General features: G+C 63.1%; 24 protein-coding genes. 12 read left to right on the top strand and 12 right to left on the bottom strand.

The annotated features are described in order from the left end of the window. Nucleotides 1-8: 8 nt before the first annotated feature. From V1293_RS15545 to V1293_RS15555, 3 genes are all read left to right on the top strand, one after another. The gene (locus V1293_RS15545) at nt 9-248 is read left to right on the top strand and encodes a DUF2188 domain-containing protein (RefSeq protein ID WP_334510782.1); all 240 of its coding nucleotides are present in this window, start codon (nt 9-11) and stop codon (nt 246-248) included. 99 nt (nt 249-347) lie between these two features. Further along, nucleotides 348-1,409: an alpha/beta fold hydrolase gene (locus tag V1293_RS15550; RefSeq protein WP_334510784.1), complete on the top strand. Its 1,062-nt coding sequence runs from the start codon at nt 348-350 to the stop codon at nt 1,407-1,409. Between the two features lie 28 nt (nt 1,410-1,437). Beyond that, entirely contained in the window at nt 1,438-1,785 is a 348-nt protein-coding gene (locus V1293_RS15555) for an MmcQ/YjbR family DNA-binding protein (RefSeq protein ID WP_334510785.1), read from the top strand. A gap of 78 nt (nt 1,786-1,863) precedes the next feature. Here the strand turns inward: V1293_RS15555 and V1293_RS15560 are convergent, their stop codons facing one another. Next, nucleotides 1,864-2,574, bottom strand: coding sequence for a hypothetical protein (locus V1293_RS15560; protein ID WP_334510786.1), 711 nt, complete (start codon nt 2,572-2,574; stop codon nt 1,864-1,866). A gap of 271 nt (nt 2,575-2,845) precedes the next feature. Between V1293_RS15560 and V1293_RS15565 the strand changes: the two genes are divergently transcribed. Both V1293_RS15565 and V1293_RS15570 read left to right on the top strand, forming a co-directional pair. After that, a complete protein-coding gene (locus V1293_RS15565) occupies nt 2,846-3,199 on the top strand; it encodes a hypothetical protein (protein ID WP_334510787.1) in 354 nt (117 codons plus the stop codon). A gap of 65 nt (nt 3,200-3,264) precedes the next feature. Then, complete coding sequence (locus tag V1293_RS15570) at nt 3,265-3,867, top strand: MSMEG_1061 family FMN-dependent PPOX-type flavoprotein (RefSeq protein WP_334510788.1); 603 nt, start codon at nt 3,265-3,267, stop codon at nt 3,865-3,867. 167 nt (nt 3,868-4,034) lie between these two features. Here V1293_RS15570 and bfr read toward each other — a convergent pair whose 3' ends face one another. The 3 genes from bfr to V1293_RS15585 all read right to left on the bottom strand — a co-directional run bounded on the left by bfr (nt 4,035) and on the right by V1293_RS15585 (nt 5,403). Then, nucleotides 4,035-4,520 (bottom strand): bacterioferritin, encoded by a 486-nt coding sequence (gene bfr / locus V1293_RS15575; RefSeq protein ID WP_334510789.1) that lies wholly within the window; start codon nt 4,518-4,520, stop codon nt 4,035-4,037. Nucleotides 4,521-4,659: 139 nt separating this feature from the next. After that, nucleotides 4,660-4,935 (bottom strand): (2Fe-2S)-binding protein, encoded by a 276-nt coding sequence (locus tag V1293_RS15580; RefSeq protein WP_334510790.1) that lies wholly within the window; start codon nt 4,933-4,935, stop codon nt 4,660-4,662. A 183-nt stretch (nt 4,936-5,118) separates the two neighbouring features. After that, nucleotides 5,119-5,403 (bottom strand): hypothetical protein, encoded by a 285-nt coding sequence (locus V1293_RS15585; protein ID WP_334510792.1) that lies wholly within the window; start codon nt 5,401-5,403, stop codon nt 5,119-5,121. A 177-nt stretch (nt 5,404-5,580) separates the two neighbouring features. Between V1293_RS15585 and V1293_RS15590 the strand changes: the two genes are divergently transcribed. Together V1293_RS15590 and V1293_RS15595 are read left to right on the top strand one after the other, a co-directional pair. Then, nucleotides 5,581-5,892 (top strand): hypothetical protein, encoded by a 312-nt coding sequence (locus V1293_RS15590; protein ID WP_334510794.1) that lies wholly within the window; start codon nt 5,581-5,583, stop codon nt 5,890-5,892. A 231-nt stretch (nt 5,893-6,123) separates the two neighbouring features. Next, nucleotides 6,124-6,396: a hypothetical protein gene (locus V1293_RS15595; protein ID WP_334510795.1), complete on the top strand. Its 273-nt coding sequence runs from the start codon at nt 6,124-6,126 to the stop codon at nt 6,394-6,396. Between the two features lie 114 nt (nt 6,397-6,510). Here the strand turns inward: V1293_RS15595 and V1293_RS15600 are convergent, their stop codons facing one another. The 3 genes from V1293_RS15600 to ettA form a co-directional block, all read right to left on the bottom strand. Beyond that, a complete protein-coding gene (locus tag V1293_RS15600; RefSeq protein ID WP_334516728.1) occupies nt 6,511-7,704 on the bottom strand; it encodes a lytic murein transglycosylase in 1,194 nt (397 codons plus the stop codon). Between the two features lie 73 nt (nt 7,705-7,777). Further along, a complete protein-coding gene (locus tag V1293_RS15605; protein WP_334510796.1) occupies nt 7,778-8,368 on the bottom strand; it encodes a TIGR00645 family protein in 591 nt (196 codons plus the stop codon). Nucleotides 8,369-8,927: 559 nt separating this feature from the next. Beyond that, entirely contained in the window at nt 8,928-10,577 is a 1,650-nt protein-coding gene (ettA, locus tag V1293_RS15610; protein ID WP_334510798.1) for an energy-dependent translational throttle protein EttA, read from the bottom strand. Between the two features lie 232 nt (nt 10,578-10,809). Here ettA and V1293_RS15615 point away from each other — a divergent pair, with 232 nt between their 5' ends. Together V1293_RS15615 and V1293_RS15620 are read left to right on the top strand one after the other, a co-directional pair. Further along, nucleotides 10,810-11,004 carry a hypothetical protein gene (locus tag V1293_RS15615; protein WP_334510799.1) on the top strand — a complete coding sequence of 65 codons (195 nt, stop codon included), beginning with the start codon at nt 10,810-10,812 and terminating at the stop codon, nt 11,002-11,004. 125 nt (nt 11,005-11,129) lie between these two features. Further along, complete coding sequence (locus tag V1293_RS15620) at nt 11,130-12,089, top strand: D-2-hydroxyacid dehydrogenase family protein (protein ID WP_334510800.1); 960 nt, start codon at nt 11,130-11,132, stop codon at nt 12,087-12,089. Between the two features lie 106 nt (nt 12,090-12,195). Here the strand turns inward: V1293_RS15620 and V1293_RS15625 are convergent, their stop codons facing one another. Next, entirely contained in the window at nt 12,196-13,161 is a 966-nt protein-coding gene (locus V1293_RS15625) for an NAD-dependent epimerase/dehydratase family protein (RefSeq protein WP_334510801.1), read from the bottom strand. A gap of 206 nt (nt 13,162-13,367) precedes the next feature. Beyond that, nucleotides 13,368-14,633, bottom strand: coding sequence for a L,D-transpeptidase family protein (locus V1293_RS15630; RefSeq protein ID WP_334516729.1), 1,266 nt, complete (start codon nt 14,631-14,633; stop codon nt 13,368-13,370). Nucleotides 14,634-14,962: 329 nt separating this feature from the next. Between V1293_RS15630 and V1293_RS15635 the strand changes: the two genes are divergently transcribed. Then, nucleotides 14,963-15,775, top strand: coding sequence for a hypothetical protein (locus V1293_RS15635; RefSeq protein WP_334510802.1), 813 nt, complete (start codon nt 14,963-14,965; stop codon nt 15,773-15,775). A gap of 14 nt (nt 15,776-15,789) precedes the next feature. Here the strand turns inward: V1293_RS15635 and sseA are convergent, their stop codons facing one another. The 3 genes from sseA to V1293_RS15650 all read right to left on the bottom strand — a co-directional run bounded on the left by sseA (nt 15,790) and on the right by V1293_RS15650 (nt 18,514). Then, nucleotides 15,790-16,644 (bottom strand): 3-mercaptopyruvate sulfurtransferase, encoded by an 855-nt coding sequence (gene sseA, locus V1293_RS15640; RefSeq protein WP_334510803.1) that lies wholly within the window; start codon nt 16,642-16,644, stop codon nt 15,790-15,792. Nucleotides 16,645-16,762: 118 nt separating this feature from the next. Then, nucleotides 16,763-17,176 carry a rhodanese-like domain-containing protein gene (locus tag V1293_RS15645; RefSeq protein WP_057836457.1) on the bottom strand — a complete coding sequence of 138 codons (414 nt, stop codon included), beginning with the start codon at nt 17,174-17,176 and terminating at the stop codon, nt 16,763-16,765. Nucleotides 17,177-17,338: 162 nt separating this feature from the next. Then, nucleotides 17,339-18,514, bottom strand: a complete 1,176-nt coding sequence (locus tag V1293_RS15650; RefSeq protein WP_334510804.1) for a vWA domain-containing protein — start codon at nt 18,512-18,514, stop codon at nt 17,339-17,341. Nucleotides 18,515-18,655: 141 nt separating this feature from the next. On the opposite strand from V1293_RS15650, the gene V1293_RS15655 reads away from it, so the two are divergent. Then, a complete protein-coding gene (locus tag V1293_RS15655; RefSeq protein ID WP_334510805.1) occupies nt 18,656-18,898 on the top strand; it encodes a GlsB/YeaQ/YmgE family stress response membrane protein in 243 nt (80 codons plus the stop codon). A gap of 114 nt (nt 18,899-19,012) precedes the next feature. Further along, nucleotides 19,013-19,855 carry an AAA family ATPase gene (locus V1293_RS15660; RefSeq protein ID WP_334510806.1) on the top strand — a complete coding sequence of 281 codons (843 nt, stop codon included), beginning with the start codon at nt 19,013-19,015 and terminating at the stop codon, nt 19,853-19,855. Nucleotides 19,856-19,897: the final 42 nt, after the last annotated feature.

A 19,897-nucleotide genomic window follows, 5' to 3' on the forward strand; every position in this document is an offset into this window, starting at 1 on the left:
AGTTCCCGATGACCCATGTGACCTACAAGATCGTCGAGCATGACGGCGGCTGGGCCTACACCGTCAACGGCGTGTTTTCCGAGCCGTTTCCGAACCGCGCCACGGCGCTGGCAGCCGCCCGGCGCGTGGCGGCCGAGCAGCGGGTGCCGGGCCGCACGGAGGTGATCGAATACGAAACCCCGGATGGGCGATGGCACTCGGAGACCGCCGCCGGCAATGACCGGCCAGAAACCGAGGTGGAGGGCTAGGCGGCTCGCATTATCGCCGATCTGGTGACGGAAATAGCCGGTGTGATAAGGTTGCCCGCAAGCGGCGCACAAGACAGCCGCGCCCTTGGGGAGACCATCATGAATTTTCCGTACGCTGCCTTGTCGGCCGCCCTTGCCTTGACCTCCGTCACCGCTTTCGCCGCGGACTATCCGGCGCCCAGACAGGGCGAGTGGATCGCCAGGGATTTCAAATTCCACACCGGCGAGACGATGCCGGAACTGCGGCTGCACTACACCACCATTGGCGAGCCGACCGGACAGCCGGTCCTGGTGCTGCACGGCTCGGGCGGCTCAGCCGCCAGCATGCTGACGCCGGGTTTTGGCGGCGAGCTGTTCGGTCCCGGCCAGCCGCTGGATGCCGCCAAATACTACATCATCATTCCGGATGGCGTCGGCCACGGCAAATCGTCAAAGCCCTCCGACGGCATGAAGACCGCATTTCCCAAATACAATTACGAGGACATGGTCGACGCGCAGTATCGCCTGGTCAAGGAAGGGCTCGGCGTCAAACATCTGCGGCTCGTGATCGGCAATTCGATGGGCGGCATGCACACCTGGATCTGGGGCGGCAAGTATCCGCAATTCATGGACGCGCTGGTGCCGATGGCGTCGCAGCCGACCGAGATGGCGGCGCGCAACTGGATGCTGCGGCGGATGATGCTGGAGACCATCAGGAACGATCCCGACTACAATGGCGGCAATTACACCGCCCAGCCGCGCATGATGAAATACGCCATCAACGCCTATGGCATCGCGACCGGCGGCGGCACGCTGGCCTATCAGGCGCTGGCGCCGACGGCGGCGAAGGCCGACAAGATGGTCGACGACCGGCTGGCAACGGCCATCACCGCCGACGCCAACGACTTCGTCTACCAGTGGGAAGCCTCGCACGATTACAATCCGGCGCCGTCGCTGGAGAAGATCGAAGCCACGCTGCTCTTGATCAATGCCGCCGACGACGAGCGCAATCCGCCGGAAACCGGCGTCACCGATGCGGCGCTGAAACGCGTCAAGAACGGCCGCCTGTTCCTGATATCAGCCTCCACCGAGACGCGCGGCCATCTCACGACGGGAAATGCGAAGTTCTACAAGAAGGAACTGCAGGAATTGCTGCAGACCGCGCCGCAGCGGGCGATGTAAGCTGACCAAATGTTGAAACGAGTGCGCGATGTCGTCGAACCATTTTCGCCGTGTGGCGCTCGCTCTCCCGGGAGCTGTCGAAGGATCGCATCAAGGCCATGCCGATTTCCGCGTCGGAAAACGCATCTTCGCAACGCTCGGCTATCCCGATGATAAATGGGGCGTGGTCAAGCTAACGCCCGAACAGCAATCGGTGCTGGTCGAGGCCGAGCCGGAAATCTTCCGTCCGGTGCCGGGCGGATGGGGCAAGCACGGCAATACCAATGTGCGGCTGGCCAAGGCCGATGCAGCGACGCTGAGGAGCGCACTCGGCATGGCCTGGAACAACGTCGCGCCGAAGGCTTCCACCAAACGGCGCGCGACAAAGCAGCATTGATTTCGCGCCGCATCAACCTGCGATCCTGCAGTTTGCGTTGCTATCCATTTCTCAATCCGATCATCCGTTGTGAAGGGATCATCGAAACTCGGGGCAGCTACCCCATGGGACGTTGCGCGCGCGATTTTTGTCGGGGCTACCTTTCAGGCCAGCATGCAGAACGTTCACTGCCTGCAACTCGTAACGGTCGGTGGCAAGTTCACGCGAAAAGATCACGTCGAGGGTCGTGTACGACCATATCAGGCAAAGAACACACACAGGCGCGAAACGAACCTGAGGCAAGTAGTATGTGAAACGGACGCGCGAACCGGCGCGATCCCGGCGGATGTCCGGCACTTCCAGAGTTTGGACGTATTCAGCGCCCATGCTGCGCATCACGGCATGGGCCGAGGCCAGTTGGCGATCAACGGACGGATCGGATCCGGCCAGCTCTCTGATGTGCGAGAGCAGCCGATCATTTAGATTGCTGTTGAAAGATTCCGTCGGACCGCGAAAGCCCCTGTCCGATGGCCAGAACACCCCATTCGACAGGCCAGGCCACACCGTCCAGCTTTGTGCGCCGGCCCGCGACAATAGGTTCTGGTATTCAGCACCGCTAATCGAACCGATGCTGCATTTCTCCAGCCCGAAGCGTTCGGTAAAGCTGAAGGCCCAGAGCAAGACGGGGAGCGCAAACAGCAGTCCCACGGGTGAAAGCAAGCCTATCGCTATCTTCGTGTTCGTGCCCAACGCGTTTCCAATCGTGATGATGACCGTGGAGCGGCTGTGCTGGCTCGGCCAGCTCGCCACGAATCCTCACGCGAGATCGATAGCACGTTCGTGCTGCCCCTATTAGAGGCAGCCATCAGTTCGGTGCGTGTTGAGCCAGCCGCGGCGCGCATCAAAACCGTGTACCGGACGACCGGCCGGAAGTTCCGATTTCGCAACGCATCAATTCGGGAACGGTCTCATCGCATATTATTTGAGCGCGCATCCCCAACCGGAGTCCGGTTGAATTGCCCTCGATGCGATTCGTGGGTCGCATGCTCGCGAGGACAAGGGCAACACAGCGGAGGATCGGATGCGGAGGCTCGCGCAATTCGTTTTGATCGCCCTTATGCCGGTGCTGGCCAGCGCGGCGCTCGCCGTCGACAGGGGCCAGTTCGATCATGTGCCGCCTGATATCCGCGCCTGGTTCAAGAGCGTTATCGCGCCGAACGGCGTGCCCTGTTGCGATGTTTCAGACGGGCATCGCACCACCTACGACGTTCGCGCCGGCGCCTATTGGGTTCCGATCGAGGGCCAATGGATGCAGGTGCCCGAGCGCGCGATCATTCGCGATCAGGGCAACCCGATCGGCGAAGCCGTGGTTTGGTACGTGCATCATCGCGGCGGCATCATCATCAGCTGCTTTGTGCCGGCGGATGCGGCCTAGATTCTCTCAAGATGACGCCCGTGCCGCGAGATGATAACCTTTGCGCGAAACCTGAGGAGCCGCCCTTGTCCGATCTTGCCGCCGACGACCTCGCCACGATCTATCCCGCGCCCTCGCCGCGCGTCATCGCAAAGGCGCGGCCGGAGATCGACGTCCATGCGAAGAAATTCATCGGCATGTCGCCGTTCTGCGTGCTGGCGACGTCAGGCACGGACGGCAGCGTCGATGCTTCGCCGCGCGGCGGCAATCCCGGCTTCATCCATGTCGCGGGACCGAACGTGCTCTTGATGCCGGATCGCTCGGGCAACAACCGCATCGACAGTTTTCGCAACATCGTCGAAGGAAGTGGCTTCGTGCAGCTGATCTTCTTCGTGCCGGGGATCGACGAGACGCTGCGCGTCGGCGGCAAGGGCAAAGTGTCTGTCGATCCGGAGCTGATGGCGTCGATGGTGGAGTTCGGCAAGCCGCCGCGCGCGGTGCTGCGCATCGACGTCAGGGAAGCCTATTTCCACTGCGGCAAGGCGCTGATGCGCTCGAAATTGTGGGGAGGTGAGCGGGTCGAGCGCTCGGTGATGCCCAGCATCGGCGAAGTGATCCACGACCAGACCGGCCTCGGCGAGCGCGAAAGCCAGGACGTGATCTACGAGCGCTACAAGACGCAGTTGTAGTAACCGCCCAGCAATTCGCGCAGCTCTCTCGCCGTCATGCCCGGGCTTGACCCGGGCATCCACGACTTAACAGTTTCGCGGCGACGAAGACGTGGATGGCCGGGACAAGCCCGGCCATGACGAATTGGATGGAGTTGCGCCCTAAATACTAAATTGAGAGCATGGACTCAGTCCCCGTTCTCCAATCCGCCAACATGCTTCTGCGTGTAGAGCTCGAGGCCGATGCGCTGGATCAAATCAAGCTGGGTTTCGAGGAAATCGATGTGATGTTCCTCGTCCTTCATCAGCTGTTCGAACAGGTCGCGTGAGACGTAGTCCTTGACGCTATGGCAGTGGGTTGCGGCTTCCTGGTAGAGCGTGCGCGCTGATATCTCGGAGGCCAGATCGCATTCGATGATTTCCTTGACGTTCTGGCCGATGCGCAGGGGATCGAGCACCTGCATGTTGGGAAAGCCGTCGAGGAACAGGATCCGGTCGGTGAACTTGTCGGCGTGCTCCATCTCCTCGATGGATTCCTTGCGCCAGACCTTGGCAAATTCCAAAAGGCCCCAATTGTTCAGGAGCCGGTAATGCAGCCAGTACTGGTTGATCGCGGTGAGCTCGCTGCGCAGGCCCTTGTTGAGATAGTCGATGACTTTGGGATCGCCCTGCATGGTCCACTCCAATTTCCTCAGGCCAAACGTGGCCTGACACTACATTTAGAATGCTTCTAAATCAGTTTGGAGCCGAGAGCAACCGCCGCGCAAAAAAAGCGGTGGAAGCGGCGGAAATCAGGGGGATTCGAAGGGGTTTTCAGCAGGCCGCGAGCGCGAACGCCGGAGCAGTATCCTGCGCGGGCTCGTCATTGGCCGCGTGGCGGCTGTGCGGGCAACCGGAGCAGCATTCCTTGGCGCAGGCGCCGAGGGCTTCGTCGATGATGGTCTTGATCGTGCGCGCGCACCGGCCGCATTCGGCGCTGCAGCCGAGGCAACCGTAAATCTGTTTCGGATTTCGCGGCAGGTCCGAGGATGCACTTACGGCATTACGGACATCGTGGTCGCTCAAAACGTTGCAGGAACAGACGATCATGAAATGGAAAGAACCCTAGTGTGATGCGACCCCATCGATATTTAAGAGCGCGCCAGGATGCAAAAGGAAAAGCCGCATTTTCAAGCAATTCCAAACTGATGCCGGAGAAATACTGGAATGAATCTAAAAAGGTGACATTGCGCTAGATCACACTGGCACTGAATTACCGGCAGGTTTTCGGCGTCAATCGCCGCCACCGCCGCCACCGCCGCCATCGCCGCCGCCTCCCCCGCCATCCCCGCTGGAATCGCTGGACGATGTGGAGCTATCCGACGAGGAACTGTCGCTGCCGAACCAGGAAAACAGGTTCCAGCCGTCGCCACTGGAACTGCCGCTGGAGCCGCTGCTGGAAGCGTCGCTGCCTGCGCTCTCGCGCTGCGTCTTGCGGTTTTGCACCCGGTTCATCAGCAGGTAGCAAATCAGCGAGGTCCCGCCGACCGCCACCATGAATGCCGCCATTCCGATCATCGGGGATTCCTTCGTTCAGCGTTCAGGACTTTAGGTATCTTTGCACCGCAACCTGTTGGTCCTTCCTGTTTTGGTCGGCCAGGAGCCGCAGCCGTTCATTGATCATTCAAGTGAAATGTGGAACTTTTTCCCGGACAAAACTTAACGTCCTCTGCTCCCCACGAGAAAGGTGAGGCCATGAAGAAAACATTGATGGCGCTTGGCGCCGCCGCCGCATTGACCGTTTCGGCCGTGGCTATTCCCGCCCCCGCCCATGCGCAGCGCGGTGTTGCAGCAGGCGTCGCCGCCGGATTGATCGGCGGCGCCATCGTCGGCGGCGCGATTGCTTCGCAGAACGGCTATTATTACGGCCCAGGCTATTATGCGCCCGGCTATGGCGGCCCGGCCTACGTGGTCGATCCCGGCTACGGCGAATCCTGCATCTGGCAGCGGCAGCGATTCTGGGATGGTTACGGCTGGCGGGTCCGCAACGTAAGAGTTTGCGACTAGCAGCCCGTTCATCTTCATTAAATTGCAGCCAGCATCCCGGAACTGCGCGGCTTTTCCGGGATGCATGTCGTTTCCGGCCCGAAAAAGACCGCTTTTTCCGGCCACGCTCTGGGAACGTTTACTTTCGATTGACCCATGTGCGCTTTTTTAGCGAAGCGGCAGTTCGAAAACGGCGTGTGAGTCATCCCTAAACCCGGCGCCCGAAGGCGTCACTCCAGGAGAGCCCAGGACATGAAGAAGACATTTGCTGCCTTCGTCGCGATCGCAACGATTGCCGGTTCGCTTACCGCGACGCCCGCAAGCGCACAGCGTGGCGTTGCCGCAGGCGTGGCGGCCGGCCTGATCGGCGGCGCGATCGTCGGTGGCGCAATCGCCTCCAGCCGCCCGGCCTACGGCGGTCCGGTGTATGTGGAAGAAGCGCCCTACCCGGCGTGCCGCATGGTGCGCGAGCGCTTCTGGGACGGCTACGAGTGGCGTTTCCGCCGCGTCGAGGTCTGCAACTGATTTGATCTGTTGGCGCGCGACCCGCGCGTCCTGATCCAGGCCCGGCCGAATTTTCGGCCGGGCTTTTTTCTTGTCTCCACTCGCCGTCAGCGCTTCGCTCGAAAACGCTATTGATCAGCGCGCCCCACTCATAGAGCGCAGCACCGCTTCGCTCGGCCAGCAATCGACCTTGAGGCCGGCGGATTTCTGATACGCGCCCAATGCCGCACGCGTCTGCATGCCCGCTTTGCCGTCGAGCTTGTCCTTGTAGAGGCCGATGCGCGTCAAATGACGCTGCATGGCTTCGACATCCGCGGAACGCAACTGCGTCGAAGCCGACCACGGGGTGGCGAACGGCTGCGGGCTTACCATGCGGTCGGCGAGATGGCCGACGAACAGCACATACAGGTCGGAGAAATTGTATTCCTTGATGACGAAGTAGTTCTTCGTGGTCAGGAACGCCGGGCCGTAGATGCCCTCGACCTGCAGCAGCGAGGCCGGCTGCGCCTGCTCGGCTGCGCTCAATCTCTGCCCGCGCACCGGCACGAAGCCCGCGCGCAGCCACTCGCCGATCGGCTTCGTCACCTCGGGCACGCCCATGGTGCAGTCGGCATTGGCGGGCGCCTTCACCTCGTAGGCCCAGCGCACGCCGCCCTGCCAGCCCTTGTTGACGAGCTGCTGCGCGGCCGAGGCCAGCGCATCCGGGACCGAATGCCAGATGTCGACGCGGCCGTCGCCGTCGAGATCGATGCCGTGCTTGTAATATTCGGACGGCAGGAATTGGGTGTAGCCGGTGGCGCCGGCCCAGGACGAGCGGAAATCGTTGCGCGCCACCGCGCCCTCACCCAGAATCTTCAGCGCCAGAATGAATTCGCCGCGGTACTGGTCCTTGCGCCGGCCGACATAGGCCTGCGTCGCCACCACGCGCAGCGTGTCGTACGGCAGGCGGTAGCGGCCATAGTCCGTCTCGCGGCCCCAGATCGCCAGCACGACGCTTGAAGGAACGCCGAAGCGCTTCTCGATCTCGCTGAGCGCTGCGCGATGCTTCTGCATCAGCTTCTGCCCTTCGGCGGCCAGCCGCGCGATCGAAGCCTCCTTCACGTAATCCGCCGGCACCTGCACGAACTCGGCCTGCGACGGCGCGCCGGTGGGGGGCCGGCCGGGCAGCAAGAGATCGGGCAATTTGTAATCGGGCTCGAGCCCCTTCGTCTCGGCATCGAACGTCGCGCGCGATACGCCGGCCGCCTGCGCCTCCGGCCACAGCGAGGCAATGAACTGGGTGAAGGCGGCGTCGGCGGCGCGAGCCGGGCGCGCCGCGCCCGGCGTCATCGCTGCCAGTATCAGAACCGCGGCTATCAACCTCTGTCGCAAACCGGAATCCTGTCGATCGACACGTCTCGCATCAATGCGAGACGGCGTGTTTGGCATGTTCGGTGGAAACATTCGACAACTTGTCGACATAGGCAATGCCAATCGCCGACAGAATGAAAACCGTGTGGATGATGGTCTGCCACATCACGCCGGTTTCGGTGTAGCCGCTCTTGCCCGAGGTCAATCCTCCGGCCTCGATGAAGGTGCGCAACAGATGGATCGACGAGATGCCGATGATGGCCATCGCGAGCTTGATCTTGAGCACGCTGGCGTTGACGTGGCTGAGCCATTCCGGCTGATCGGGATGTCCTTCCAGATTGAGACGGGAGACGAACGTCTCGTAGCCGCCGACGATCACCATCACCAGCAGGTTGGAAATCATCACCACGTCGATCAGGCCCAACACCGCCAGCATGATCTGCTGCTCGCTGAAATCGAAGGAATGGGCGAACAGGTGCCACAACTCCTTCAGAAACAGCACCACGTAGACGCCCTGCGCGACGATCAGGCCAATATAAAGCGGCAGCTGCAGCCAGCGGGAGCTGAAGATCAGCAGCGGGATCGGACGCAATGCCTTCCTCTGAGCTTTGGGCGGCAAGGGTGTTTCGGGAGTGAGGGACATTCAGGAGGGCTCGCTTGCGGGGGATTCGGATTGCGGAAGGAGGCCTATATCTACGCAATCTGACCGCGCTGTGAAGCGACAACTGGCCGCAGCGCGTATTACCGGATCGTCACGTTAGCCGGAGGTTCAAGGCAAAATAGCGATATTGCACACCCCGCGTGAAAGCTTTTCCCAGGCCTGATCTCGCGATCGAGACGCACGCGCTGCCAGCACGGCGAGAGCAACGATCGGCGTCTACCCGGCCCATCCGTTCCGGGCTACGTTCAGCGCGAAGCAGGCTAAATGCAGGCAGTTTATCAACAGGGTCGTCCCTGCGAACGCAGGGACCCATACCGCGTGATCTATCGAGAAAGCGCGGGTCGCAGACGCTCTGCGCTGACCGACGCGCGCTGTCGCTTGCTGAAGCAAAGCCATCTCCCGCTTGTGCCCATTCCGCCGGCCGCGGCGTATGGGCCCCTGCTTTCGCAAGGGCGACAAGTTGATGGGTTCTTTCCCCGCGTTCGCAGGGACGACACTTGTTACGCCACCGCAGCCCGAGCGCATCGGCCAATGCCTGAACTCACCGCGTCAGCTTCTTGTATTTCACGCGGTGCGGAATGATGCTGTCCTGGCCGAGGCGGCGCATCTTGTCCTTTTCATAGTCCTGGAAGTTGCCTTCGAACCATTCGACATGGCTGTCGCCTTCGAAGGACAGGATGTGGGTGGCGATGCGGTCGAGGAACCAGCGATCATGGCTGATGATGACGGCGCAGCCGGCAAAGTCCTCCAGCGCCTCTTCCAGCGCGCGCAGCGTATCGACGTCGAGGTCGTTGGTCGGTTCGTCGAGCAGCAGCACGTTGGCGCCGGACTTGAGCATCTTGGCCAGATGCACGCGGTTGCGCTCGCCGCCTGACAGCGCGCCGACCTTCTTCTGCTGGTCGGCGCCCTTGAAGTTGAACGAGGAGCAATAGCCGCGCGAGTTCACCTCCCGCTTGCCGAGCAGGATCAGTTCGTTGCCGCCGGAAATCTCTTCCCAAACGGATTTCTTGCCGTCGAGATCGTCGCGCGACTGATCGACGTAACCGAGGTGCACGCTTTCGCCGACGGTGATCGTACCCTGGTCCGGCTTCTCCTGCCCGGTGATCATCCGGAACAGCGTAGTCTTGCCGGCGCCGTTGGGGCCGATCACGCCGACGATGCCGCCCGGCGGCAGCTTGAAGGTGAGATCATCGATCAGCATGCGGTCGCCGAAGGCCTTGTTCAGCCCTTCGAAGTCGACGACGTTCTGGCCGAGGCGCTCGGCGACGGGAATGGTGATCTGCGCGGTCGTGGTCTGCTTCTCGCTGGCCTGTTTCAACAGATCTTCATAGCGCTGGTAGCGCGCCTTGGACTTGGCCTGACGCGCTTTCGGCGAGGACGCAATCCACTCCTGCTCGCGGGCCAACGTCTTCTGATGCGCGACATCCTCGCGGCCTTCCTGCTCGAGGCGCTTCTGCTTCTGCACCAGCCAGGACGAGTAATTGCCCTCGTAGGGAATGCCCTTGCCGCGGTCGAGCTCGAGGATCCAGCCCGTGACGTTGTCGAGGAAGTAGCGGTCGTGGGTCACGATCAGGATCGCGCCGGGATAATTGCGCAGATGGCCTTCCAGCCACGACACCGACTCGGCGTCGAGATGGTTGGTCGGTTCGTCCAGCAGCAAGAGCTCCGGCTGGTCAAGCAAAAGCTTGCAGAGCGCGACGCGGCGGCGCTCGCCGCCCGACAGCTTTGTCACGTCGGCATCGTCGGGCGGGCAGCGCAACGCGTCCATCGCCTGATCGACCTTGCTGTCGAGATCCCAGAGACCGGCGGCCTCGATCTCGTCCTGCAGCCTGGTCATCTCGTCGGCGGTCTCTTCGGAATAGTTCATCGCCAGTTCGTTGTAGCGATCGAGGATCGCCTTCTTCTTGGCGACGCCCTCCATGACGTTCTCGCGAACCGACTTGGAAGGATCGAGGTGCGGCTCCTGCTCGAGGTAGCCGACGCGGGCGCCCTCGGCGACCCAAGCCTCGCCATTATACTCCTTGTCGAGGCCGGCCATGATCCTGAGCAGGGTCGACTTGCCAGAGCCGTTGACGCCGAGCACGCCGATCTTGGCGTCGGGGTAGAACGACAGGTGGACGTTATCGAGCACCTTCCGGGTCGGGTAGCTCTTGGTCAAACCCTGCATGAAATAGACGAACTGACGCGCCATCGAGAGCCCTTAGAATCGTTGGATTTTGCGGAAATTTGCTGCCGCTGATGTAGCGGCGTGGCCCCGAAAGGGCAACCGCGGGAACCCGTTTTCCATCCGTTCACCACGGCTGAATACGGGATGGACACCATGTGGGCCGAGATCCCGACAATTGAAACTATCTTTTAATAAATCAGGCGAAAACTCGTCTTCAGGCGCCGAATAAGGCGTTTTGAAAACAAGGGCCCGCGTCATGGCTACGATCGGTTCGGCATCCCTTTCCGCCCCGGTGCATGCAAGCGCCGGACTGGCAAAACCGCTGGCAGAACTCCGCACCTTCTGGCGCCAGTTCATCGCCAAGGCATTCAACCCCTACCGCCCGGAACTGCATTATATGCGCGGCCCGGGACCAGCCTGGCGCGCCAAACACCTCGGCCGTTCGCGCTGAGCTTCGCGTTTTTTTGAGGCAGCCTCTCGTTTAAGTCCGCTTGCGCCATCCCCGATTGCGCGCAACCATGGCGACATCCCCGACGGCCGTTTCCGGCCGTCATCCTCGCCACCAACGGACCTCCCATGACGCGGCTGCGCTGTGCAATCCTCGACGACTATCTCAACGTGGCGCTCTCGGTCGCCGACTGGTCCAAAGTCTCCGACCGGGTCGACGTCACCGTGTTCAACCAGCCGTTTGCGACCGCGGAAGCCGCCGCCGGCGCGCTCAGGGATTTCGAGATCATCTGCGCGATGCGCGAACGCACCCCGTTCCCACGCGCCATGTTTGCAGGCCTGCCCAACCTGAAACTCCTGATCACATCGGGCATGCGCAATGCCGCCATCGATATGGAAGCCGCCAAGGACCACAAGGTGACGCTGTGCGGCACGCAATGGGGCCGCGACCCGACCGCGCCCTTGACCATGGGCCTGATCCTGGAACTGACCCGCAATATCGGCCGCGAAAACGCGCGCATGCATGCCGGTGAGCCCCTGCAGAAATTCGTCGGCATGGAGATCGAGGGCCGGACGCTCGGGGTGATCGGCCTCGGCAAGCTCGGCACCAAGGTATCGAAGCTGGCGCAGGCCTTCGGCATGAACGTGATCGCGTGGAGCCCGAATTTGACGCCGGAGAAGTGCAAGGAAGTCGGCGTTACCTACGCCAGCAAGGAAGAGCTGTTCTCGACCGCCGACATCGTCACCATCCATGTGGTGCTGAGCCAGCGCTCGCGCGGGCTGGTCGGCGCTGCGGATCTGGCGCGGATGAAGCCGACCGCCTACCTCGTCAACACCGCGCGCGGGCCGATCGTCGACGAAGGCGCGCTATTGGAAGCGCTGACGCAAAAGAAGATCGCGGGCGCCGGCGTCGACGTGTTCTCGGTCGAGCCGCTGCCGGTCGACCATCCCTTCCGCAAGCTCGACAACATGGTGCTGACACCGCATCTCGGCTACGTCACCGGGGACAGCTTTCGCAACCACTATCAGCAGATGGTCGAGGGCATCGACGCCTGGTTCAGGGGCGAGCCAAAGCAGCGGCTGGCCTAGAGCTTCGGCTCTGATGAAATCAGAACCGAAACTCTAGGTTCTTGTTTTGACGCGTTTTCTTCACGCGAACCGGTATCCACTTCGCTCGAAAACGCTATGGCCAAGCTCAGGCCGCATGCTGCGTGGTGGCCCGGCTTGCGACCTCCGCGAAGCCCTGGCGCCATGACGGATGCGCCGGCCGCCAGCCGAGCTCGCGCCTGGCCTTGGCGTTGGAGCCTGCCCGCACCTCGGTCATCATCGAAACCAGGTGCTCGCCGGCGAACAACCGGCCAAGCCAGGCCGGCACGCGAATCGGCGACCTGGCTCCGAGCAAGGTGGCAAGGGCGGGCAGCCATTCGCTGACTTCTGCCGGTTCATCGTCGACGATGTTGTAGATATTGCCGGGCCTGCCGCGCTCGACGGCCGCAACGGTAGCGGCAGCCGCATCAGCGACGTGAATGAACGACCACCGTCCGCCGCCGCCGCCGATCAGCGGCACGCGGCGGCCGCGCACCTGATCGATCATCGCGCGCGAGAGCATTCCAGTGTCCGGGCCGTAGAATGATCCATATCGCAGGACAATCCCTTCAGGGTTTGTGGAGCCGGTGACGGCGCCTTCCAGATACTTGATCGCTTCCAGCGTGGGGCGCAGCTCCTCTGGCGGATCGGGATCGAGTGCATCAGCCTCCGTCTTGATCGATGCGCCGCCGCGGCCGTAATTCCAGCCGCAGTAGCTCTGGGCGATGAAACGTTTCACCCCGGCTTCGCGTGCGGCCGCCGACAGGAAATCGGTTCCTTCCGTGCGCAGGCGGTTGGTGGTGGCGAAGGCACGATCGAAATGCCTGAGATCGGTGACATCAGCGAGATCGGTCATCTGGTCGATGATGATGTCGGGCTTCGCCGCGATCACGGTGTCGCGAATGGCCGGCTCGTCGAGTCCATTGGCGATCGCAGGTTCCGCGCCCATCCGTTTGATGATCGCGGCCTTCGCCGGTGTTCGCGTCGTGCCGACGACAGAATGACCGGCTGCAATCAGCTGCGGAACGAGCTGAAGGCCGACCGCGCCCGTGGCGCCCGCAACAAGAATTCGCATGGCATGATCCTCATATTCGTTGCGACCGAACGGCAGGTAGTCGGAGCGAATGTGAAATCAAGCGTGCGAATGTGGCGGCGGAAACCTGTGTGGCGCGGAACCCAGATCAGTCCGGGGCCGACGGCACCCGATAATCCAACAAACATGCCCCAACAAAAAAGGCGCGCCCTCGGCGCGCCTCAGATGCTTGTCCTACAACATGCCGTTCAGCGGATCGTAACCGGTGCGGGCAGCGGCGGCACCACCGTCGGCTGGGCGCCGGGAACGGGCGCCAGCTGGGCCTGTGAAGCCTGTCCCGGGGCTGCTGCGGCAGCCGGACCAGCAGACGGCGGCGGGGCGGCCGACGCGCTTGCGGTGTTGGCGGGCGGCGCCCCACCGGGCAGGACGACGACGCGGGTGCCGACCTTGGTGCGCTCGAACAGGTCGGAGACATCCTCGTTCAGCATGCCGATGCAGCCCGAGGAGACGAACTTGCCGATCGTCGAAGGCTGGTTGGTGCCGTGGATGCGGTAGACGGTCGAACCGAGATACATCGCCCGCGCGCCGAGCGGGTTGCCGGGGCCGCCGGCCATGAAGCGCGGCAGATAGGGCTGGCGCTCGATCATCTCGGTCGGCGGGTGCCAGTCCGGCCACTCGGCCTTGCGGCTGATCTTCTGCACGCCGTTCCAGGTGAAGCCGTCGCGGCCGACGCGGACGCCGTAGCGGATCGCGCGGCCGCCGCCGAGTATGTAGTACAGGTGGGTATTGGCGGTATCGACGACGATGGTGCCGGCGGGCTCCTTGGTCGCAAAGGACACTTCCTGGCGGCGCAGATGCGCCGGAAGCTGCGCAGGGCCCACTTCCGGCTGCTCTTCCGGCGGCAGTGCGGCGAGTTGCACCGGCTTGCCATCGGCGCCGACGGCGGGTTGCTGCGGCTGCTGGAGCGCACCGGTAGCGGGCGCAGGCGCATCGCCGATCGCCCCCGGCGGGCGCAGGCCAGCGCGGTCGTCGTTCGGATAGACGATGCCGGCGCCCGGAATGCGGCTGTCGCCGCGATCCGAATAGGCGGGCTGTTGCTGACCGGGCGGACGGTCCGCATAGATCACCGGCGGCGGACCGGCCGGGCGGCCGTAACGCGGATCGTCGGGCGAAAGGATCGGGCCCGTGGGCGTCGGGGCGCCGCGGTCCGAATAAACCGGGGCGGCGGCCGGGCGGCCATAGCGGGGATCGCTGGGCGATAGCACCGGGCCGGGCGGCGGCAATGCGGCCGCGTTCTGACCGTTCGGCGCGTCATCGTCGTCCAGTGCGTCGAAATCGGGTTCGCCGGGGCCGCGGCGTTCATCAGTCGCATAGCCACCGGGAACATACGGTCCCGGAGCCGTCGAATAGACCTGACCTTGGGCCGGATAACCCTGCTGCGCATGGGCGAGCGAAGTTCCCGCCATGCCAACGGCAATGGCAGCACAAATCGTCAGAATGCGGTTATTCATCATCGCCTTTGTATAGACCCCAAGCCCCACCGGACGGTTAACGGCAGATGACGGAAGATAGCGGCACATTCAAGACAAGTCCGCGAAATTCGGCCCGCACCGGTCATTTGTGATCGCCGCCCGGCTGCGGCAAAGATGCCTCAGAGCGCCGGAAATCGCATTGGTCTGACTTGAGCGACGTCAGACCGCAGATTTTGTAACAAAAAGCCGCCCGGCGTTGAGATACTCTCAAATCGGCCTGATTCGCGCACGCACGCGCGCCTTACGAATCGCGCCGCACAGTGGTCACCGCGTTCCCATGGCAATCAATAACCCTCCAGCGATCAAGGAGGGTGGAACTCGAGTCCATGCTTCCCGGCTTTCGTTTCCTGTTCACCGCGATCGTCCTGTCGATGTCGGTCCTGGTTTTTGGGCTTGGCGCCGCCGCCCTGTTGCGTGCCGCGCATGAGGAATTTGCCAATCTTCCGTCGCGACGGGCGACGCCCGAGCCGATGTTTGCCCGCCTGAATGACGGCCCGCCGCCGACGCTTGCGCTGCTGCGCGTCGATCCGCCGGTCACGGAGAAGCCGGCGGAGAATGTCCCCGCCGCAGTTCCGGCAGCAGCCCCGGACATCCCGGCGCCGGCCGGGCAGGCTCCGGACGCCCCTCCGGCGGAGCCCGAGAAACTGGCAGCCGTGAGTCCGGCAGAGCCGATGCAGGTTGAGGCGGCAAAGCCGGAAGGCCCGGCGAAGGAGGCCAGCGCGGAGACGACACCGGCCCCTCCAGCGACAGCCGAAGCGCCGGTCAACGCGGAAGCGAAGCTCGCCGCCATACCGGACACCCCGGAGCCGGCCGCCGCCACCCCGCCTCCACTGGCACCGGATATTTATTCATTCGAAGGCAACGCCGCCGCCACCCGGATCGCGACGCTCGGTGGTCCCGCCGTCGTCATCGACGAAAAGACAGTGGCCAAGACCACGGAAGCCACGACGACGGAAGCGAAGCCTGACCAGAGCGCCGTCAAGAAGCGGACTGTGCAGCGGGCTCAGGAACGGCGACGAATTGCTGCGCGGCGGCAGCGCCTGGCGCGAGAGGCGGCGCTGGCTCAACAGCAGCAACTGGCCAATCCGTTCGGGCTGGCCCCGGTGGCGCGCGCGACGAGGTAGTGCCTGGATTGCGTTCAGGCCGGACCGGTCGCGACCGGCGGGCCGTCGGCTGCGCCCCACTCCGTCCATGAGCCGTCATACAGCGCCGGGTTCTCGACGCCGAGGCGATAGAGCGCCAGCGTCAGCACGGCGGCGCTGACGCCGGAGCCGCAGCTCGTCACGATCGGCGCATCGAATTTCACGCCGGCGCCCGAGAACGCCGCCCGCAACTCGTCCAGCGATTTCATGGCGCCGGTCGCGGCATCGAACAGGTTGTTGTAGGGCAGGCTGAGACTGCCCGGGATATGCCCGGAACGAAGGCCCGCCCGCGGCTCGGCCACCTTGCCCTGATAGCGCTCGTTGGCGCGCGCATCGATCACCTGCTCGGCGCGGCTGGCGAGATTGGCGACCAGCTGCTGCATGCTGCGCGTGCGCCGCGCATCGAATGTCGCCTTGAACGTCACAGGCTTCGGCGTCACCTGACCCTTCTCGACCTTGCGGCCCTCGGCGACCCACTTCTTCAGGCCGCCATTGAGTATGCGCACGTCCTTGCCGAACGACAGGAACATCCACCACACCCGGGGTGCGGCGACCCAGCCGCCGGAATCGTAGAGCACGACGGTGTCATCATTGCCGATCCCGAGCCCGCCGACGTCGCGGCCGAATTGTTCGGCTGATGGGAACATGTGCGGCAGCGGGTTGGAATGGTCGGACACCGCGTCGACGTCGAAGAAGACAGCGCCGGGAATATGCGCGGCGAGATAATCGTCCTTCGGCAGCGGCAGCACGCCCGGCATCTTGAACGAAGCGTCGATCACCCTGACGTCGGGATCGTTCAGGTGCGCGGCGAGCCATTCGGTGGAGACGAGCGGATCATTGGTGGCGGTCATGGTGCAGATTCCCGGTTGTCATTCCGGGATGCGCCGTCAGGCGCAGACTCGGAATCTGGAGATTGTTTGCAGGAGATTCCGGGTTCGCGCTTCGCGCGCCCCGGAATGACAGGGGTTTCTACCCCTTCTTCTTCGGCTCCCACTTTTCGACCGGGCCGCCGGCGTCGCGCCAGGCGGCGAAACCGCCGCCCATATGCGCGACCGGCTTCAGGCCCATGTCCTGCGCGGTCTTGGCGGCGAGCGCCGAACGAAGCCCGCCGGCGCAGTGGAAGATGAACTTCTTGTCTTCCTGGAAGATCGGCTTGGCGTAGGGGCTTTGCGGATCGATCCAGAACTCAAGCATGCCGCGGGTGCAGGAGAAGGCGCCGGGGATCTTGCCCTCGCGTTCGATCTCGCGCGGGTCGCGGATATCGACGATCACGACATTGGGGTCCTGCGCGGCCTTGATGGCGTCAGCGGCGCTGACGGTCTCGATCGCGGCGTTGGCTTCGTCGATCAGGGATTTGATGCCGCGGTGGATGGTCTGGGGCATTGTGTTACCTCTTTGTGCAAGCCGTTTCCCTTCGCGTGTCCCGGACGCGGTGCAGCGCGACAGCGCTGCTCCGCAGAGCCGGGACCCACATCGCGGCCCGATGGGCCCCGGCTCAGCAGCGCATCACTCCGTGCTGCGCTGCGTCCGGGGCACGCAATACCGCTACCGCACCAGTTCCTTCATCGCACCTTCGAGGCCTTCGATCGTGATCGGGTACATGCGCTCCGAAAGCAGCCGGCGGATGATGGTGGTGGATTCCGAATAGTCCCAGTGCTTCTGCGCCACCGGATTGAGCCACACCGTATGCGGATAGGTGCGCGTGATGCGCTCGAGCCAGACCGAACCGGCCTCCTCGTTGACGTGTTCGACCGAGCCGCCGGGCACCATGATCTCGTACGGCGACATCGAGGCGTCGCCGACGAACACCACTTTGTAGTCGTGCGGATACTTATGCAGCACGTCCCAGGTCGGCGTACGGTCGGTGAAGCGGCGCTTGTTCTGCTTCCAGACGCCTTCATAGAGGCAGTTGTGGAAGTAGAAATATTCCATGTGCTTGAATTCGGTCTTGGCCGCCGAGAACAGCTCCTCGACCTGCTCGATATGCGAGTCCATCGAGCCGCCGATATCGAAGAACACCAAAACCTTCACCGCGTTGCGGCGCTCGGGGCGCATGTGGACGTCGAGATAGCCGTGGTTGGCGGTCTCCCTGATCGTGGTGTCGAGATCGAGTTCGTCCGGCGCGCCGGTGCGGGCGAACTTGCGCAGGCGGCGCAGCGCGATCTTGATGTTGCGGATGCCGAGCTCGACATTGCCGTCGAGATCCTTGAACTCGCGCTTGTCCCACACCTTCACGGCGCGGTTGTTGCGGTTCTTCTCCTGCCCGATTCTTACGCCCTCGGGATTGTAGCCATGGGCGCCGAACGGCGAGGTGCCGGCGGTGCCGATCCACTTGTTGCCACCCTGGTGGCGGCCCTTCTGTTCTTCGAGCCGCTTGCGAAGCGTTTCCATGAGCTTGTCCCAGCCCATCGCCTCGATCTGCTTCTTCTCTTCCTCGGTGAGGTATTTTTCGGCGAGCTTCTTCAGCCATTCGGCGGGAATGTCCGCCTTCTCCATGGCGTCCAGCAGGCTTTCCAGCCCCTTGAACACGGTGCCGAAGACGCGGTCGAACTTGTCGAGGTTGCGCTCGTCCTTCACCAAAGCGGCGCGGGAGAGATAGTAGAAGTTCTCGACCGTCTGATCGGCGAGGTCGGCGTCGAGCGCCTCCATCAGCGTCAGGTATTCGCGCAGGGTCACCGGGACCTGCGCGTCGCGCAGCGATATGAAGAATTGCAGGAACATGGGATACAGATTGCCCGCCGGACCGCGCTCGTCAAGGGCCAGCGCATGCCAAAGGCCAGCGCATAGCTGTCAGGCCTAGACCGGGAAGCTTTTTCAATTACAATTGAACCGTAAAGGGCTTATTCCGGCAGGGGAAATTCAATGGGCATCATTGCGGCGCTGATCATTGGCGGTATCGCGGGCTGGCTTGCCGGGCTGATCGTGCGCGGTGCAGGGTTCGGGCTGATCGGCAATATCGTGGTCGGCATCATCGGCGCGCTGCTGGCGAGCTGGCTGTTGCCGCAACTCGGCGTCAGCCTCGGCTATGGCTGGATCCGCGATATCATCAACGCCACCATCGGCGGCGTGATCATCCTGGTGATCCTGTCGCTGATCAGACGCTGAGGACAGGCACATCAACTGCAATCGCGACCGCCGGACCGGCGGTCGTTTTACTGTTCAGGCCGAAAGCGGCCCAGGAACGAGCAACAAGGCACGAGCAACAAGGCAAACGGATAGATGAAATTTACCGGCACCAAGGACTATGTCGCCACCGACGACCTCAAGGTCGCCGTCAACGCCTCGATCGTGCTCGAGCGCCCGCTGCTGATCAAGGGCGAGCCCGGCACCGGCAAGACCGTGCTGGCGGAGGAAGTCTCCAAAGCGCTCGGCGCGCCGCTGCTGACCTGGCACATCAAGTCGACCACCAAGGCGCAGCAGGGCCTGTACGAATACGACGCGGTGTCCCGCCTGCGCGATAGCCAGCTCGGCGACCCCCGCGTCTCCGACATCTCCAACTACATCAAGCGCGGCAAATTGTGGGACGCCTTCACCCACGACAAGCGCCCGGTGCTCTTGATCGACGAGATCGACAAGGCCGATATCGAATTTCCCAACGACCTGTTGCTCGAACTCGATCGCATGGAGTTCTTCGTCTACGAGACCGGCGAGAACATCAAGGCGAGCCTGCGCCCGATCGTGATGATCACCTCGAACAACGAGAAAGAACTGCCGGACGCCTTCCTGCGCCGCTGCTTCTTCCACTACATCAAGTTCCCCGATGCCGACACCATGGGCCGGATCGTCGACGTGCACTTCCCGGGCATCAAGAAGCGGCTGGTGGAAGAGGCGCTGCGCATCTTCTTCGAGGTGCGCGACGTGCCCGGCCTGAAGAAGAAGCCCTCGACGTCCGAACTGCTCGACTGGCTCAAGCTGCTCCTGAACGAGGACATCACCCCGGAAATGCTGAGGGAGCGCGACCCGCGCAAGCTGATCCCGCCACTGCATGGCGCCCTGCTCAAGAACGAACAGGACGTGCACCTGTTCGAGCGGCTGGCGTTCCTCAGCCGCCGCGAAGTGTAATTCGCCGACGACTTCGCCAGAACCCAAGGTTCTGGCGTTTTG

The organism is Bradyrhizobium sp. AZCC 1693 (genome assembly GCF_036924745.1).
Lineage (GTDB): Bacteria > Pseudomonadota > Alphaproteobacteria > Rhizobiales > Xanthobacteraceae > Bradyrhizobium.

Bases quoted from the DNA above. Each gene is read 5' to 3' on its own strand.
- V1293_RS15545 (WP_334510782.1), top strand. From the start codon at position 9: ATGACCCATGTGACCTACAAGATCGTCGAGCATGACGGCGGCTGGGCC.
- V1293_RS15550 (WP_334510784.1), top strand. From the start codon at position 348: ATGAATTTTCCGTACGCTGCCTTGTCGGCCGCCCTTGCCTTGACCTCC.
- V1293_RS15555 (WP_334510785.1), top strand. From the start codon at position 1,438: ATGTCGTCGAACCATTTTCGCCGTGTGGCGCTCGCTCTCCCGGGAGCT.
- V1293_RS15565 (WP_334510787.1), top strand. From the start codon at position 2,846: ATGCGGAGGCTCGCGCAATTCGTTTTGATCGCCCTTATGCCGGTGCTG.
- bfr (WP_334510789.1), bottom strand. From the start codon at position 4,520: ATGCAGGGCGATCCCAAAGTCATCGACTATCTCAACAAGGGCCTGCGC.
- V1293_RS15580 (WP_334510790.1), bottom strand. From the start codon at position 4,935: ATGATCGTCTGTTCCTGCAACGTTTTGAGCGACCACGATGTCCGTAAT.
- V1293_RS15585 (WP_334510792.1), bottom strand. From the start codon at position 5,403: ATGATCGGAATGGCGGCATTCATGGTGGCGGTCGGCGGGACCTCGCTG.
- V1293_RS15590 (WP_334510794.1), top strand. From the start codon at position 5,581: ATGAAGAAAACATTGATGGCGCTTGGCGCCGCCGCCGCATTGACCGTT.
- V1293_RS15595 (WP_334510795.1), top strand. From the start codon at position 6,124: ATGAAGAAGACATTTGCTGCCTTCGTCGCGATCGCAACGATTGCCGGT.
- V1293_RS15600 (WP_334516728.1), bottom strand. From the start codon at position 7,704: ATGACGCCGGGCGCGGCGCGCCCGGCTCGCGCCGCCGACGCCGCCTTC.
- V1293_RS15605 (WP_334510796.1), bottom strand. From the start codon at position 8,368: ATGTCCCTCACTCCCGAAACACCCTTGCCGCCCAAAGCTCAGAGGAAG.
- ettA (WP_334510798.1), bottom strand. From the start codon at position 10,577: ATGGCGCGTCAGTTCGTCTATTTCATGCAGGGTTTGACCAAGAGCTAC.
- V1293_RS15615 (WP_334510799.1), top strand. From the start codon at position 10,810: ATGGCTACGATCGGTTCGGCATCCCTTTCCGCCCCGGTGCATGCAAGC.
- V1293_RS15620 (WP_334510800.1), top strand. From the start codon at position 11,130: ATGACGCGGCTGCGCTGTGCAATCCTCGACGACTATCTCAACGTGGCG.
- V1293_RS15625 (WP_334510801.1), bottom strand. From the start codon at position 13,161: ATGCGAATTCTTGTTGCGGGCGCCACGGGCGCGGTCGGCCTTCAGCTC.
- V1293_RS15630 (WP_334516729.1), bottom strand. From the start codon at position 14,633: ATGATGAATAACCGCATTCTGACGATTTGTGCTGCCATTGCCGTTGGC.
- sseA (WP_334510803.1), bottom strand. From the start codon at position 16,644: ATGACCGCCACCAATGATCCGCTCGTCTCCACCGAATGGCTCGCCGCG.
- V1293_RS15645 (WP_057836457.1), bottom strand. From the start codon at position 17,176: ATGCCCCAGACCATCCACCGCGGCATCAAATCCCTGATCGACGAAGCC.
- V1293_RS15650 (WP_334510804.1), bottom strand. From the start codon at position 18,514: ATGTTCCTGCAATTCTTCATATCGCTGCGCGACGCGCAGGTCCCGGTG.
- V1293_RS15655 (WP_334510805.1), top strand. From the start codon at position 18,656: ATGGGCATCATTGCGGCGCTGATCATTGGCGGTATCGCGGGCTGGCTT.
- V1293_RS15660 (WP_334510806.1), top strand. From the start codon at position 19,013: ATGAAATTTACCGGCACCAAGGACTATGTCGCCACCGACGACCTCAAG.